General features: G+C 41.2%; 17 protein-coding genes. 4 read left to right on the forward strand and 13 right to left on the reverse strand.

What is annotated here, in order from left to right:
- The 3 genes from QZ158_RS05845 to serS all read left to right on the forward strand — a co-directional run.
- Positions 1–186: PTS system mannose/fructose/sorbose family transporter subunit IID (locus tag QZ158_RS05845; protein WP_293886651.1), on the forward strand; the 186-nt coding region annotated here is incomplete at its 5' end.
- 80 nt (positions 187–266) lie between these two features.
- On the forward strand, positions 267–635 hold the full coding sequence (locus QZ158_RS05850; RefSeq protein ID WP_293886653.1) for a DUF956 family protein: 369 nt from the start codon (positions 267–269) through the stop codon (positions 633–635).
- A 217-nt stretch (positions 636–852) separates the two neighbouring features.
- Positions 853–2,130, forward strand: a complete 1,278-nt coding sequence (serS, locus tag QZ158_RS05855; RefSeq protein WP_293886655.1) for a serine--tRNA ligase — start codon at positions 853–855, stop codon at positions 2,128–2,130.
- Between the two features lie 42 nt (positions 2,131–2,172).
- Here serS and QZ158_RS05860 read toward each other — a convergent pair whose 3' ends face one another.
- From QZ158_RS05860 to QZ158_RS05920, 13 genes are all read right to left on the reverse strand, one after another.
- On the reverse strand, positions 2,173–2,943 hold the full coding sequence (locus tag QZ158_RS05860; RefSeq protein WP_293886657.1) for an acetyl-CoA carboxylase carboxyl transferase subunit alpha: 771 nt from the start codon (positions 2,941–2,943) through the stop codon (positions 2,173–2,175).
- Positions 2,943–3,803 (reverse strand): acetyl-CoA carboxylase, carboxyltransferase subunit beta, encoded by an 861-nt coding sequence (gene accD / locus QZ158_RS05865; RefSeq protein ID WP_293886659.1) that lies wholly within the window; start codon positions 3,801–3,803, stop codon positions 2,943–2,945. The genes QZ158_RS05860 and accD overlap by 1 nt, the downstream gene beginning before the upstream one ends.
- 88 nt (positions 3,804–3,891) lie before the next feature.
- Entirely contained in the window at positions 3,892–5,259 is a 1,368-nt protein-coding gene (locus QZ158_RS05870; RefSeq protein WP_048715214.1) for an acetyl-CoA carboxylase biotin carboxylase subunit, read from the reverse strand.
- Between the two features lie 10 nt (positions 5,260–5,269).
- On the reverse strand, positions 5,270–5,692 hold the full coding sequence (gene fabZ / locus QZ158_RS05875) for a 3-hydroxyacyl-ACP dehydratase FabZ (protein WP_293886662.1): 423 nt from the start codon (positions 5,690–5,692) through the stop codon (positions 5,270–5,272).
- Positions 5,689–6,177, reverse strand: coding sequence for an acetyl-CoA carboxylase biotin carboxyl carrier protein (accB, locus tag QZ158_RS05880; RefSeq protein WP_293886664.1), 489 nt, complete (start codon positions 6,175–6,177; stop codon positions 5,689–5,691). Before accB ends, fabZ begins: the two co-directional genes overlap by 4 nt.
- A gap of 1 nt (position 6,178) precedes the next feature.
- Positions 6,179–7,411 carry a beta-ketoacyl-ACP synthase II gene (gene fabF, locus QZ158_RS05885; protein ID WP_293886666.1) on the reverse strand — a complete coding sequence of 411 codons (1,233 nt, stop codon included), beginning with the start codon at positions 7,409–7,411 and terminating at the stop codon, positions 6,179–6,181.
- A gap of 18 nt (positions 7,412–7,429) precedes the next feature.
- Positions 7,430–8,164, reverse strand: coding sequence for a 3-oxoacyl-[acyl-carrier-protein] reductase (gene fabG / locus QZ158_RS05890; protein ID WP_048688768.1), 735 nt, complete (start codon positions 8,162–8,164; stop codon positions 7,430–7,432).
- Positions 8,165–8,176: 12 nt separating this feature from the next.
- A complete protein-coding gene (fabD, locus tag QZ158_RS05895) occupies positions 8,177–9,097 on the reverse strand; it encodes an ACP S-malonyltransferase (RefSeq protein WP_293886669.1) in 921 nt (306 codons plus the stop codon).
- Between the two features lie 24 nt (positions 9,098–9,121).
- The gene (fabK, locus tag QZ158_RS05900; RefSeq protein ID WP_293886671.1) at positions 9,122–10,087 is read right to left on the reverse strand and encodes an enoyl-[acyl-carrier-protein] reductase FabK; all 966 of its coding nucleotides are present in this window, start codon (positions 10,085–10,087) and stop codon (positions 9,122–9,124) included.
- Between the two features lie 110 nt (positions 10,088–10,197).
- Positions 10,198–10,422 (reverse strand): acyl carrier protein, encoded by a 225-nt coding sequence (locus tag QZ158_RS05905; protein WP_003003892.1) that lies wholly within the window; start codon positions 10,420–10,422, stop codon positions 10,198–10,200.
- 54 nt (positions 10,423–10,476) lie between these two features.
- Complete coding sequence (locus tag QZ158_RS05910; protein ID WP_293886677.1) at positions 10,477–11,451, reverse strand: beta-ketoacyl-ACP synthase III; 975 nt, start codon at positions 11,449–11,451, stop codon at positions 10,477–10,479.
- A complete protein-coding gene (locus QZ158_RS05915) occupies positions 11,451–11,885 on the reverse strand; it encodes a MarR family transcriptional regulator (protein WP_006597415.1) in 435 nt (144 codons plus the stop codon). The genes QZ158_RS05910 and QZ158_RS05915 overlap by 1 nt, the downstream gene beginning before the upstream one ends.
- Positions 11,886–11,983: 98 nt before the next feature.
- Positions 11,984–12,775, reverse strand: a complete 792-nt coding sequence (locus tag QZ158_RS05920) for an enoyl-CoA hydratase (RefSeq protein WP_293886681.1) — start codon at positions 12,773–12,775, stop codon at positions 11,984–11,986.
- Between the two features lie 213 nt (positions 12,776–12,988).
- Here QZ158_RS05920 and QZ158_RS05925 point away from each other — a divergent pair, with 213 nt between their 5' ends.
- Entirely contained in the window at positions 12,989–14,338 is a 1,350-nt protein-coding gene (locus QZ158_RS05925; protein ID WP_293886683.1) for an aspartate kinase, read from the forward strand.
- The last annotated feature ends 163 nt before the right edge of the window (positions 14,339–14,501 follow it).

A 14,501-nucleotide genomic window follows, 5' to 3' on the forward strand; every position in this document is an offset into this window, starting at 1 on the left:
CTATCTCAAACACCTGAAAAAGTTACAACTTTCCAACAAAACTTGGATTCATTGATTCCTGGTTTGATGGGATTGCTTCTTACTTTCGCTTGTATGTGGTTGCTTAAGAAGAAAGTATCTCCAATCACTATCATTATCGCCCTCTTTGTAATCGGTGTCTTGGCACACGTTGCACACTTGATGTAATCAAAGACCAATTAAAAAGAAGGTTTCGGCCTTCTTTTTATTATGATATAATGGAATGAATAGCAATACAGGAGGATCTCATGGCTCAATCATTGAATAAAACCGTTGAATTCCATACTACAGGGGTTTCTTACCTTGGAGTGGGGGGAAAGGTTGGAAAAATCCTAGTTGGGAATGCCGCTTTTGAATTTTATGCGAATGCTAATGTTGAAGACTACATCCAAATTCCCTGGCAAGAAATCGACCAGATTGGAGCCAACGTATCTGGGCGTAAAGTTAGTCGCCATTTTGAAATCTACACCAAGGAAAGCAAGTTCCTATTTGCTTCTAAAGACTCGGGGAGAATCTTAAAAATTGCCCGTCAACACCTTGGAAATGATAAAATTGTCCAGTTACCAACCTTGATCCAAACCATTACAGCTAAAATTAAAAATCTATTTGCAAAATAGGTACTTTTCTTGTATAATAAACGAAAACGGATAAGTAAATTAAGGAAATCTTTCAGAAAGTCTGCGGTTGCTGTGAGCAGATAGAGGACTTAATTGAAATTCTACCGTTTATCAAAAATTGAAGATCAAATCAAGTGCACACCTGTGAAGTTGGATGGAACCGTGGCCCTGCCACTCCAACACTGTAACAGGTGTGCTTTTTGTTAAAGGAGAAGCTATGTTAGATATTAAACGAATTCGTACAGACTTTGATGCAGTTGCTGAAAAATTAGCGACACGTGGTGTAGATGCTACTATCTTGAATGAAATGAAGGAAATCGACGCAAAACGTCGTGACATCTTAGTCAAAGTAGAAAGCCTCAAGGCTGAGCGCAACACCGTATCTGCTGAAATCGCTCAAGCTAAGCGAAATAAGGAAAATGCCGACGAAAAGATTGCTGCCATGCAAACTCTCTCTGCAGAAGTCAAAGCACTAGATGCTGAATTGGCAGAAATCGATGCGAAATTGACAGAATTTACTACGACTCTTCCAAACATCCCTGCTGATAGCGTGCCTGTTGGGGCTGATGAAGATGATAACGTAGAAGTTCGCCGTTGGGGAACTCCTCGCGAGTTTGACTTCGAACCAAAAGCTCACTGGGATCTTGGTGAAGAGCTTAATATCCTTGACTGGGAACGTGGTGGAAAAGTCACTGGCGCTCGTTTCCTCTTCTACAAGGGGCTTGGAGCTCGCTTGGAACGTGCTATCTATAACTTTATGTTGGATGAGCATGGCAAGGAAGGATATACTGAAGTCATCACCCCTTACATGGTTAACCATGATTCCATGTTTGGTACCGGACAATATCCAAAATTCAAGGAAGATACTTTTGAACTCAGTGACACCAACTATGTCTTGATTCCAACTGCCGAAGTCCCTCTGACCAACTACTACCGTGACGAAATCATTGATGGCAAGGATCTCCCAATCTACTTTACTGCAATGAGCCCTTCTTTCCGTTCAGAAGCAGGTTCTGCTGGTCGTGACACTCGTGGTTTGATCCGTTTACACCAATTCCATAAGGTAGAAATGGTTAAATTTACCAAACCGGAAGAATCATATGAAGAATTGGAAAAGATGACAGCCAACGCTGAAAACATCCTTCAAAAACTGAACCTTCCATATCGTGTCGTGGCTCTCTCAACAGGAGATATGGGCTTCTCAGCTGCTAAGACTTACGACTTGGAAGTTTGGATCCCTGCTCAAAACACCTACCGTGAAATTTCAAGCTGCTCAAACACTGAAGATTTCCAAGCACGTCGTGCTCAAATCCGTTACCGTGATGAAGCAGATGGTAAGGTTAAACTTCTCCACACCTTGAATGGTTCTGGACTTGCTGTTGGACGTACAGTGGCAGCTATTCTTGAAAACTATCAAAACGAAGATGGTTCTGTAACTATTCCTGAAGTCCTTCGTCCATATATGGGGGGCGCTGAAGTCATCGCGCCAAAATAAAGTTTAAAAAAACTGAGACTTGCAAATTGCAAGCTCAGTTTTTTAATATTTACGAAAACGTTGGTAACGTTGCTCTAGAAGTTCTTCGAGAGGAAAGGCTTGTAGCTCCTTCAATTCTGCTTGGATTTCTTTCTTCACTTGAGCTAGTAATTCGCCATTAGAAAAACCATGCTCCGGAATCACCTTGTCCACAATATCCATATCCAACAACTCATGCGAAGTAATCTTCATCAATTCAGCAGCTTCCATGGCACGGCTTCCGTCTTTCCAGAGAATAGAGGCAAATCCTTCTGGACTCAAGACTGCATAGATGGAGTTCTCCAGCATCCAGACCTTATCTGCTACACCAAGAGCTAAGGCACCACCTGAGCCACCTTCTCCGATGATAATCGCGATAATCGGAACTTTTAAATCACTCATTTCCATGAGGTTGCGGGCAATAGCCTCACCCTGTCCCCGCTCTTCAGCGCCAACACCCGGATAAGCACCCGCAGTATTGATGAAAGTTACTACTGGACGACCAAATTTCTCCGCCTGTTTCATCAGACGCAAGGCTTTTCGATAGCCTTCTGGGTGGGGTTGGCCAAAGTTTCGACTGAGGTTGTCCTGAAGATTCTTTCCCTTTTGAATCCCGACAACCGTCACCGCTTGATCCCCTAACCAGCCAATTCCGCCAATCACTGCACCGTCATCTCGGAAATTCCGATCTCCATGTAATTCGATAAAATTATCAAAAATTCCATTAGCATAATCGAGAGCTGTCAAACGTCCTTGGTCACGAGCTTCTTTAATAATTTGTGTTATTCTTGTCATTACTTCCCTCCATGAAAGGCTAACAAGTCTGCGATTATTGAACGCATTTCACTACGCTGGACAATCACATCCACAAAGCCATGCTCCTGCAAAAATTCAGCCTTTTGGAAATTATCCGGTAACTGTTCCCGTACAGTAGACTCGATCACTCGTCGACCTGCAAATCCCACAAGGGCCTGGCTCTCTGCAATGATAATATCCCCTTCCATTGCAAATGACGCAGTTACCCCACCTGTTGTTGGGTCTGTTAGAACTGTCAGATAAAACAAGCCTGCTTTTGAGTGTCTTTGAACAGCTGCAGAGATTTTAGCCATCTGCATCAAACTGACGATTCCTTCTTGCATCCGAGCGCCACCAGAAGCGGTAAAGAGCACAACTGGGAGCTTTTCTTCTGTCGCCAATTCAAATAGACGCGTAATCTTTTCACCGACCACAGAGCCCATAGAAGCCATGATGAAATTAGAATCCATAATACCAAGAGCCACTTGATGGCCCCCGATCTTTGCAGTTCCTGATAGCACAGCTTCATCAAGTCCTGTCAATTCACGAACAGCCGCCAATTTCTTCTTGTAGTTTGGAAACTTAAGCGGGTCCTTGGTCTCAATACCCGTAAACAGTTCAATAAAGCTTCCTGGATCAATCGTCAATTGAAGTCGCTCAATCGCAGAGATGCGGAAGGTATAACCACACTTCGGACACAGACGTTCACTTCCTAGATCCTTTTGGTAAATCGTATGTTTACAGCCCGGACACTGAGAAAATAACTCATCTGGAACCTCTGGTTTTGGCTGAGGTGCTTCAATGGCCGACCGATTGGGATTAATTCGAATGTACTTATCTTTTTTAGAAAATAAAGCCATCTACTTCTCCTTACTTGGTAAAAGAACTTTGTAATTGTGCGCGTTCATTCCTTGTGAAAATGAATCTCACATTTACAAAGTTCATTGCTTATTGATTTTTCTGATAATTTGGTAAAAATGTCTCCATCAGAAAGGCGGTATCGTAATCACCAGCAATCACATTCGAATCTGAAATCAAATCCAATTGGAAATCACTGTTGGTCATTACACCGTCAATTTCCAACTCATAGAGGGCGCGTTGCATCTTCATCAAAGCATCGAAACGATTCTCTCCATGGACAATGATTTTGGCAATCATACTATCGTAGTACGGTGGAATCGTATAACCAGGATAGACAGCAGAATCCACGCGCAAGCCAACCCCTCCACTTGGAAGGTAGAGATTGGTGATCTTTCCTGGGCTTGGTGCAAAGTTAAAGGCAGGATTTTCTGCATTGATCCGGCATTCAATCGCATGGCCAGAAATTTGAATATCTTCTTGGCTTACAGACAATTCTTGCCCAGCAGCAATTTTAATTTGCTCTTTCACGATATCAATTCCTGTGACAAATTCTGTCACGGGATGCTCTACTTGAACCCGAGTGTTCATCTCCATGAAGTAAAATTCGCCTTTACCTTCATCGTAAAGAAACTCGATTGTCCCAGCATTTTCATAGCCAACAGATTCTGCTGCGCGGACAGCTGCAGATCCGATTTGGTCTCGAATTGTCTTACCGATTGCTACGGATGGAGATTCTTCGAGGACTTTTTGGTTGTTTCTTTGAAGGGAACAATCCCGTTCACCCAAATGAACCACATGCCCAAATTGGTCAGCCAAGATTTGAACCTCAATATGACGAGCTGGGTAGATGACGCGTTCAAGGTACATAGCTCCATTTCCAAAGGCCGCCTTAGCTTCTGTCGAAGCAGATTCAAAAGCTGGGACTAGGTCTTCTGCCCGTTCTACTTTACGGATCCCTTTACCGCCACCTCCAGCTGATGCCTTCAGCATGACAGGATAGCCAATTCGATCGGCAACTTCCAAGGCTTCTTCAGCTGTATGAACTTCACCATCTGATCCTGGAATAACAGGTACGCCTGCTTTGATCATTTGTGCTCGGGCATTAATTTTATCACCCATCATATCCATGACAGATCCTGATGGTCCGATAAACTTAATCCCGACTTCTTCACACATGGTGGCAAACTTCGAATTTTCACTCAAAAATCCAAATCCTGGGTGAATCGCTTCTGATCCAGTCAAAACAGCTGCAGATAAAACAGCATTCATGTTCAAATAAGACTCGGTTGACTTAGCAGGCCCAATACAAACTGCTTCATCCGCTAGTAAGGTATGCAAGGCTTCTTTATCAGCCGTTGAATAGACAGCGACTGTTTCAATTCCTAATTCACGAGCAGCTCGAATAATCCGGACCGCAATTTCACCACGATTCGCGATTAAAATCTTTCGGAACATAGAAACCTCCCTAGTTACCAATTGCAAATGTTAGGGTCCCGCTAGCAGCTAATTTCCCATCGACTTCGGCTTTTGCTTCCACGACCGCAATCGAACCACGACGCTTGACAAAGGTAGCCGTCATCACGAGCTGATCTCCCGGAACGACTTGTTTTTTAAATTTAACCTTATCCATTCCAGCATAAAAGACTAATTTCCCTTTATTTTCTGGTTTGGATAATTCTAAGACACCGGCAGTTTGTGCCAAGGCTTCCATAATGAGGACACCTGGCATTACTGGGTAGCTTGGAAAGTGCCCATTAAAGAAGGGCTCATTGATCGTCACATTCTTAATGGCAACAATCGTATCCTCATTTGTTTCAAGGACGCGATCCACCAACAACATCGGATAGCGATGCGGAAGAGCCTCTTTAATAGCTTGAATATCGATCATTTAATCCTTACCAATCCTTTCCCAAACTCAACCATTTCTTCATTTGAAACAAGGATTTCAGTGACAATTCCATCCCTTGGTGCAGGAACTTCGTTCATAACTTTCATCGCTTCAATAATCAATAGGGTTTGGCCTTTTGAAACGCTATCTCCAACCTGAACAAAAGCTGGTTTATCTGGACCTGAAGCTAAATAAGCTACACCAACAAGAGGACTTTCAACCACTTCCCCTTCTGCTGCTACTGCTGGACTTGTTTCAGGAGCTGGTGCTGAAGAAGCAACTGGTTCTTCTGCAAGAACAACAGGGCTCTCAACAGCAGGTGCCACTTCTTGAACTACAGGAGCTGGCGTAGCAGGTTGTGGGCTAGCTACACTGCCAGCATTTTTACTAAATGATAGCACATCCGTTGCATTTTGATAGCTAAATTCACGAAGACTAGATTGGTCAAATTGACTCATTAAGTCTTTAATCTCTTGAATATTCACTTTATCCCTCCCAACGTTTAAAGGCTAAGACAGCATTGTGTCCTCCAAATCCAAATGTATTGGAAATGGCATAAGAAATCGGACGTTCTCGCCCTTCACCAAAGATGACATTAGCTTCAATATAATCTGATAACTCTTGTGTTCCAGCAGTTTTTGGAACATATTGATGGCGAATTGCTTCAATCGTCGCAATAGCCTCAACTGCCCCTGCTGCCCCCAAGAGGTGACCTGTAAATGATTTTGTAGAAGATACTGGAACTTCTGTACCAAATACAGAAACGATTGCACCACTTTCTCCTTTTTCATTTGCTGGAGTAGAGGTACCATGAGCGTTGACATAATCAACTTGAGCTGGTTCAATTTCTGCCTCATCCAAAGCCAACTTCATTGCTTTGATAGCACCTTGACCTTCTGGATGTGGAGAAGTCATATGGTGAGCATCACAAGTATTTCCGTAGCCCACGACTTCAGCAAGAATGGTTGCACCACGTTTTTCAGCGTGTTCCAAACTTTCAAGTACCAACATTCCTGATCCTTCACCCATTACAAATCCATTCCGATCTTTATCAAATGGAATAGAAGCACGAGTTGGATCTTCTGTTGTTGAAAGAGCTGTTAGGGCTTGGAAACCGGCGATTGCAAATGGTGTAATAGAAGCTTCAGAACCACCAACCAACATCAAATCTTGGAAACCAAACTTAATAGCGCGGAAAGCATCTCCAATCGCATCATTGGAAGAGGCACAAGCAGTGTTGATCGATTTACAAATTCCATTAGCTCCAAAACACATCGCAACATTACCAGATGCCATATTTGGCAAAGCTTTTGGAAGGGTCATTGGTTTGACACGTTTTGGTCCTTTTTCATGCAAACGAATCACTTGATCTTCGATTTCTTTGATACCACCAATACCAGAAGCAACAATGACACCAAAACGATCTTTATCAATAGCCTCTACATCTAAACCTGCATGATTCACAGCTTCTTGAGCGGCATACAAGGCATACAAAGAATAGTTGTCAAAGCGGTTCGTATCTTTCTTGATAAAGTACTTATCAAATGGGAAATCTTGGATTTCAGCTGCATTATGAACAGCAAAGTCACTGTGGTCAAATTTTGTAATCGGACCAATTCCAATTTTTCCTTCTTTTAAGCTATTCCAAAATTCTTCTGGAGTGTTTCCTATTGGAGATGTCAAGCCATAGCCTGTTACAACAACACGATTTAATTTCATTTCAAAACCTACCTCTTTTTATTGCATGGTTAAGCCACCATCAATTGCGATGACTTGCCCTGTTAGATATTCTTGAGTCGCAAGAAAGACTGCAACATCTGCTACTTCTTCTGTATTTCCAAATCGTTTCATTGGAATTTGAGCGAGAGACATTTCTTTAATTTTTTCAGGAAGTCCTTCTGTCATATCAGACTCAATGAAGCCCGGTGCAATGACATTGACACGGACATTTCTACCAGCTACTTCACGTGCTACAGATTTAGAAAAACCAATCAAACCAGCTTTTGAGGCTGCATAGTTGGCTTGTCCAACATTTCCTGTCAGACCGACAACACTCGACATGTTAATGATAGCACCTTCACGTGCTTTGGTCATCGGTTTTAAGACTGATTGTGTCATATTAAAAGCACCGGTCAAATTCACCTTCAAGACTTGCTCGAAATCTTCTTCCGTCAATTTCAACATGAGCTTATCATTGGTAATCCCAGCATTGTTGACAAGGATGTCTACTGAGCCAAGTGCTTCAATCGCTTCCGCGACCATTCGTTTCGCTTCCGCAGCTTGGGATACGTCCCCAGTAACACCAACTACCTTCACACCGTATGAGGCAAATTCATCCACTAGGCCTGCCGGGAGCTCTCCACGACTATTTAAGACAATGTTGGCACCTTTTGACGCAAATTTATGCGCAATAGCCAATCCAATGCCTCGACTTGAGCCAGTAACAAATACATTTTTATTCTTTAGTTCCATAGTCACCTCATCTTATTCGTTCAGTAGGGCATCAAGGCTGGCTTGATCCTCCACATTTTTCGTTGGAAGAGTTTTATCAATCTTTTTCAAGAAACCAGTCAAGACCTTACCTGGACCAATTTCAATCACTTCATCTACTCCAAACTCTTGAATCGTCGCAATCGAATCATAGAAACGAACGGGCTCCATCACTTGGCGAGCTAATAAAGCTTTGATTTCGTCTGATTTCATGATCTTTGCTTCTGTATTCCCAACCAAAGGCAAGCTAAAGTCCTTAAAAGGAACTTTTTCAAGTTCAGCCGCTAGTTTTTCACTAGCAGAAGCAAGTAAGGACGTATGGAAAGGACCAGAGACATTCAGAGGAATCAACCGTTTTGCCCCTGCTTCTTGTAAGAGTTCAACTGCATAATCCACAGCTTCAACCTCTCCACCAATCACAATTTGGGCAGGAGTATTGTAGTTAGCTGGTGTTACAACTCCCTTTTCAGAAGCCTGTTGACAGATTTCTTCAATCAAGGCAGGATCAGTATTCATAACAGCTACCATCTTCCCGCTTCCAGCAGGCGCAGCTGTTTCCATAAATTCCCCTCGCTTAGCTACCAAGGCGACCGCTTCTTCAAAGGAAAGAGCGCCTGCGGCAACCAAAGCAGAATATTCTCCCAGGGAGAGACCAGCCACAATATCCGGTGTTATGCCATTTTCTGCTAATAGACGATAAATAGCTACAGAAGTTGTCAAAATAGCTGGTTGAGTATAGCGTGTTTGATTGAGTTTTTCTTCGTCAGAATCAATCAATTCACGCAAATCATAACCTAGAATACGACTAGCCGTATCAAATGTCTCTTTGACAACGGGATAAGTTGCATACAAATCACTAGCCATCCCCAATTTTTGGGCACCTTGACCAGCAAATAAGAAGGCACGTTTTGTCACTGTTCTCTTCCTTTCCTTTACTTGTTAGAATTTCACATCTGCCCAGCGAGCTGCTTCTTTCTGAATGACCTTAGCAGCTCCAAGATAGATATCTTCTAAGATTTCAGCACAGGTTTCTTCTTTACTTACGAGACCTGCAATTTGTCCTGCCATCACAGATCCATTATCAACGTCTCCGTCAACAACAGCATTGCGAAGAGCACCTGCTCCTAATTCTTCAATTTCTTCTTGAGTCTTTTTACCTGCCAAGAAATCTTTTTCAGCTTGGTTATAGGCAGAAGCCAATTTATTCTTAATCGCACGAACTGGGTGGCCAACAACTGACGCAGACACCACTGTATCAATGTCCTTAGCTTTCAAGATTTTATTCTTAAAGTTTTGGTGAGCATTTGATTCTTTAGCAACGACAAATCGTGTTCCCACTTGAACAGCATCTGCTCCAAGCATGAAGACTGCAGCCGCTCCTGCACCATCTGCAACACCACCAGCACCGATAACTGGAATAGAGACCGCTTCGACCACTTGACGAACCAAGGTCATGGTCGTCAATTTACCAATATGACCTCCTGCTTCCATTCCCTCAGCAATGACAGCATCCGCACCTAGTTTTTCCATCCGTTTTGCTAAAGCTACTGAAGGTACAACCGGAATAACGGTAATGCCCGCTTCATGGAAACGATCTATGTATTTCCCAGGATTCCCTGCACCAGTGGTAACAACTTTAACCCCTTCTTCGATAACCAAGTCAACGATGTCATCTGCAAAAGGAGAAAGGAGCATGATATTGACTCCAAAAGGTTTGTCAGTAATGGATTTGACACGATCAATATTCGCTTTGACAACTTCTTTAGGTGCATTTCCTCCACCGATGATCCCAAGACCACCTGCATTAGATACAGCCCCAGCAAGATCTCCATCCGCTACCCAAGCCATACCACCTTGGAAAATTGGATATTTAATGTTTAATAATTCAGTAATTCGTGTTTGCATAGTACCTTCCTCATTTTCGCTTAAGTAATAGTTTGAAAGCGGTTCTTTGCTTTGAGCGTCAAACTATTACCTAAACAAGAGAGAATATCTTTCGATACTCTCATCCATTATTATTTAGTTTTTTCTTCTACGTAAGCAACAAGGTCACCTACAGTAGACAATCCTTCTTCAGTTTCAATTTGAATGTCGAATGCATCTTCAATTTCTGAAATCACTTGGAACAAATCCAATGAATCAGCTTCAAGATCTTCAAAAGTAGACTCAAGAGTTACTTCTGATGGTTCTTTACCAAGTTCTTCAACGATAATTTCTTGTACTTTTTCAAATACTGCCATGATTGGCCTCCTTAAAATAATAAAAAATTTTAAAATGTGTTTCCACATGTTTAACTAGATTGTAACAAGAAGTGAGCCCCATGTCAAACCTCCACCAAATCCTGACAGAAGAATTATTTGACTTCCATCCAATTTGATTAGTCCTTGGTCGACACACTCCGATAATAAAATTGGAATACTTGCAGCACTAGTGTTGCCATATTCCATCATATTTGCAGGAAGTTTTTCCCGATCAACCCCGATTTTCTTAGCCATTTTATCTAAGATACGGTCATTTGCCTGGTGTAAGAGAAAGTAGTCAATTTCATCAACAGCTACTGGAGCATTAGCCAACATATGTTTAATACTCTTAGCCACATCCCGAATAGCAAAATCAAAGACTGCTCTTCCATCCATTGATAAATATTTTTTATCTTCTTCCTTATCAGAATATGGTGAAGATAAACCAACAGATGATGATTGAAGAACCTCTCCACGAGAACCATCTGAAAATAAACTTTCAGCTAAAAAAGTTTGTTGTTCGGAAGCTTCCAATAAAACACCGCCAGCACCATCCCCAAATAGGACCGCTGTTGTCCGATCTTCCCAATCAATCACTTTCGATAAGGTTTCACTTCCGATAACGATTCCTCGTTTGTACTGGCCAGACCGAAGCAACTTTTCAGCAGTCGCAAGCGCAAAGACAAATCCACTACAAGCTGCTGTCAAATCAAAGACGAAAGCTTTAGAAGCCCCAATTTTAGCTTGAACACGAGCTGCAGTGGATGGCATCATGGAATCGGGCGAAATCGTTGCAACAATAATAAAATCCAACTGATCCGCTTGTAAACCACTTTTTTCAAGCAAGCGACGAGCCACTTCCGTAGCTAAATCGCTGGTTGATTCAGATTGAGAAATATGACGCTTCCGAATTCCTGTTCGACTAGCAATCCACTCATCGCTGGTATCCATCCGTTCAGAAAGATCCTGATTAGAAATCACTTGGCTTGGCGCATAATGGGCTACCTGACTAATTTTTGCAAAAGTCATTATTTCAACTCCTCCAAGAAACGATAAAGATTCTGCAACCCTTTTTGCATCACTTTCCGTTCATCTGGAGACATCCCATCAATAATTTGATTGACCATCCGCTTGTGAAATTGTTGGTGAAGCCGATACAAGAGCTTGCCTCTTTTGGTCAAACTCAAATGGACGACCCGACGATCAACTTCTGATCTCGTTCGTTCAATATAACCTTTTCGTTCAAGATTATTTAAACTGGTAGTGACTGTACCTAACGTTACCATTAACGAACGCGAAATATCACTTGGAGTTGCGTTTGGTGTTGAGCCGATGACATCAATGGTGTGCATTTCCTTAATGGAAACATCATTAAATCGACTGCTACGTAAACTAGTTTCTTCGATGACTAATACGTTGTTAAAAATGGATGTAAGGTAATCATTGACTAGTTGAAAATTCAAAAACCACACCCCCTATTCATTACTTTGATAATCGAATTTTATCAAAAATCAAACCAAATAGCAAGCCACAGCAACAAAAACATAAAAATTTTACTTTTTTATTTTCCTTGAAATTTTGGGCGCCGACGCTCTGAATAGGCAATAACTCCTTCTTTAAAGTCTTCCTTTAGAGAAAGATTTCTCTGCAATCTCAACTCAATTTCAGCATAACGATCCCATTCAGTCAGCATGCTAGACCAAGCCAACTCTTTAATCGCAGCAAAAGAATTGTCTGAGCTACGTCTTAACTTTATGAGTAGTTGGTTGACAGTTTTGTCTAATTTTTCTACTTCAGAAACTTTGTACACAACGCCATATTCCAGAGCTTTTTCAGCACCTAATGGTTCACCAGTCATTGCTAACTGAGTTGCTCTAATCAAACCAATGGCTCTTCCTAAAAGGAATAGACCACCGGCATCAGGAGCCAAACCGACCCCAACAAAGGCTTGAATAAACTTCGCTTTATCAGAAGCAATACAAAAGTCCGCCGCTACTGCCATATTAGCAGTTGCTCCTGCAACCGCACCATCTGCAACCATAATCACTGGTTTTGGAATTTGCTTCATTTTTTTAGAGATTTGATTGACCAATTCCGCAATTTGCGTTAACGAGTCGATATCATCAGCATCAACAGCCCGTTTCATCTCAGCTAAATCACCACCAACTGAAAAAACCTTGCCGACTGCTTTAAATAAAATAAAACGAACATCTGGATTCTTCTCAGCTAATTCTAATGCTTCAAGGATTTCCTGACACATTGAAATGTTAAAACCATTTGAAACCTCTGGTCTATTTAAAATAATAGATGCGAGATCCTCTTCTACAGAATAAATAATCGTTTCGAACACCATAAGCCACCTCTTTACTAATTAGCCATTCAAATTGTTTGATGGTTGAACTTATTTAATTTCATATTATTTTAGCACAACTACTTTGAAAAGTAAATTACATTTTCATAACAAAGTGTCTCACCCGAAAGACTCGCTTGATAACAGTGCTTTTTTAGATTGTAACCAAGCTCTATCTTTGGTATAATTTAAAGAAAGTTGTGTAAAGGAGTCCACATGAAAGTAGTTAAATTTGGTGGTAGTTCATTAGCTTCTGCTACCCAGTTAGAAAAAGTATTCAATATCGTTAAAGAAGATGAAGCCCGTCAATACGTGGTCGTTTCTGCTCCAGGGAAACGCAATGCTGAGGACACAAAAGTCACAGATGCCCTCATCAAGTATTATAAAGAATATACCAACGGTAAAGATACGAACCAAAGCCAAGAATGGATTATCAATCGCTATCGATTTATTACAGAGGAGTTAGACTTAGACGAGGAAATTATCGAAGAGATTGCTAGAGATATCAAATCCCTTGCAACACTTCCCAAGTCTGACAACACTTTCTTATATGATACCTTCTTAGCAGCTGGAGAAAATAACAATGCGAAACTCATTGCAGCTTACTTTGTAAAAAAGGGTTTAGAAGCAAAATATATCCATCCAAAAGATGCAGGTATCTTTGTAACAAGTGAACCTTGCAATGCCCGCATTCTCCCTTCTAGTTACGATAAGATTGAAGAACTGAGAAACCATAATGAAATTTTAGTGATCCCTGGATTCTTTGGAATTACTAGAGAAGGACAAGTCTGTACTTTTTCAAGAGGTGGTTCTGATATTACAGGATCAATTATCGCAGCGGGAGTTAAAGCAGATCTCTACGAGAACTTTACAGACGTCGATGGTATTTTTGCAGCTCACCCAGGCATTATCAAACAGCCACATTCTATTCCTGAATTAACCTATAAGGAGATGCGTGAATTAGCCTATGCTGGCTTTAGTGTCCTACATGATGAAGCACTTGTTCCTGCATATCGTGGAAAGATTCCAATGGTGATCAAAAACACCAACAATCCAAAACATCCAGGTACGAAGATTGTGCTGAACCATACCGATGAAAATGTTAAAGTCGTTGGGATTGCAGGAGACTCTGGATTTGTCAGCATTAATACCACCAAATACCTAATGAATAGAGAAGTCGGTTTTGGTAGAAAATTATTGCAAATTTTAGAAGATTTGAATATTAGTTGGGATCATATGCCAACAGGTATTGACGACTTATCAGTAATTCTTCGGTCAAAAGAATTGACTCCAATTAAAGAACAAGAAATTTTAAAACATCTAATCCAAGATTTACAAGTAGATTATGCCGAAATTGAACATGATCTTTCCATTATTATGATTGTCGGAGAGAATATGAAAAATCAAATTGGTGTAACAGCTACAGCCACAAAGGCTTTATCAGAAAATAACATTAATATCCAAATGATTTCTCAAGGATCCAGCGAAGTTTCCATCATGTTTGTCGTAAATCAAGAACAAGAAAAACAGGCTATTAAAGCTCTATACAATGTATTCTTTAACTAAGAAAAAGGTTCGAAAGAACCTTTTTTTACTTTATTAATAAAGAGAAATAAAAAAAACCTTTCGGGTACTGAATTAATAAAGAGAAATAAAAAAAAACCCTTTCGGGTACTGACTCCGCCAGTAGGACTCGAACCTACGACATCATGATTAACAGTCATGCGCT

The organism is Streptococcus sp. A12 (genome assembly GCF_905372335.1).
GTDB lineage: Bacteria > Bacillota > Bacilli > Lactobacillales > Streptococcaceae > Streptococcus.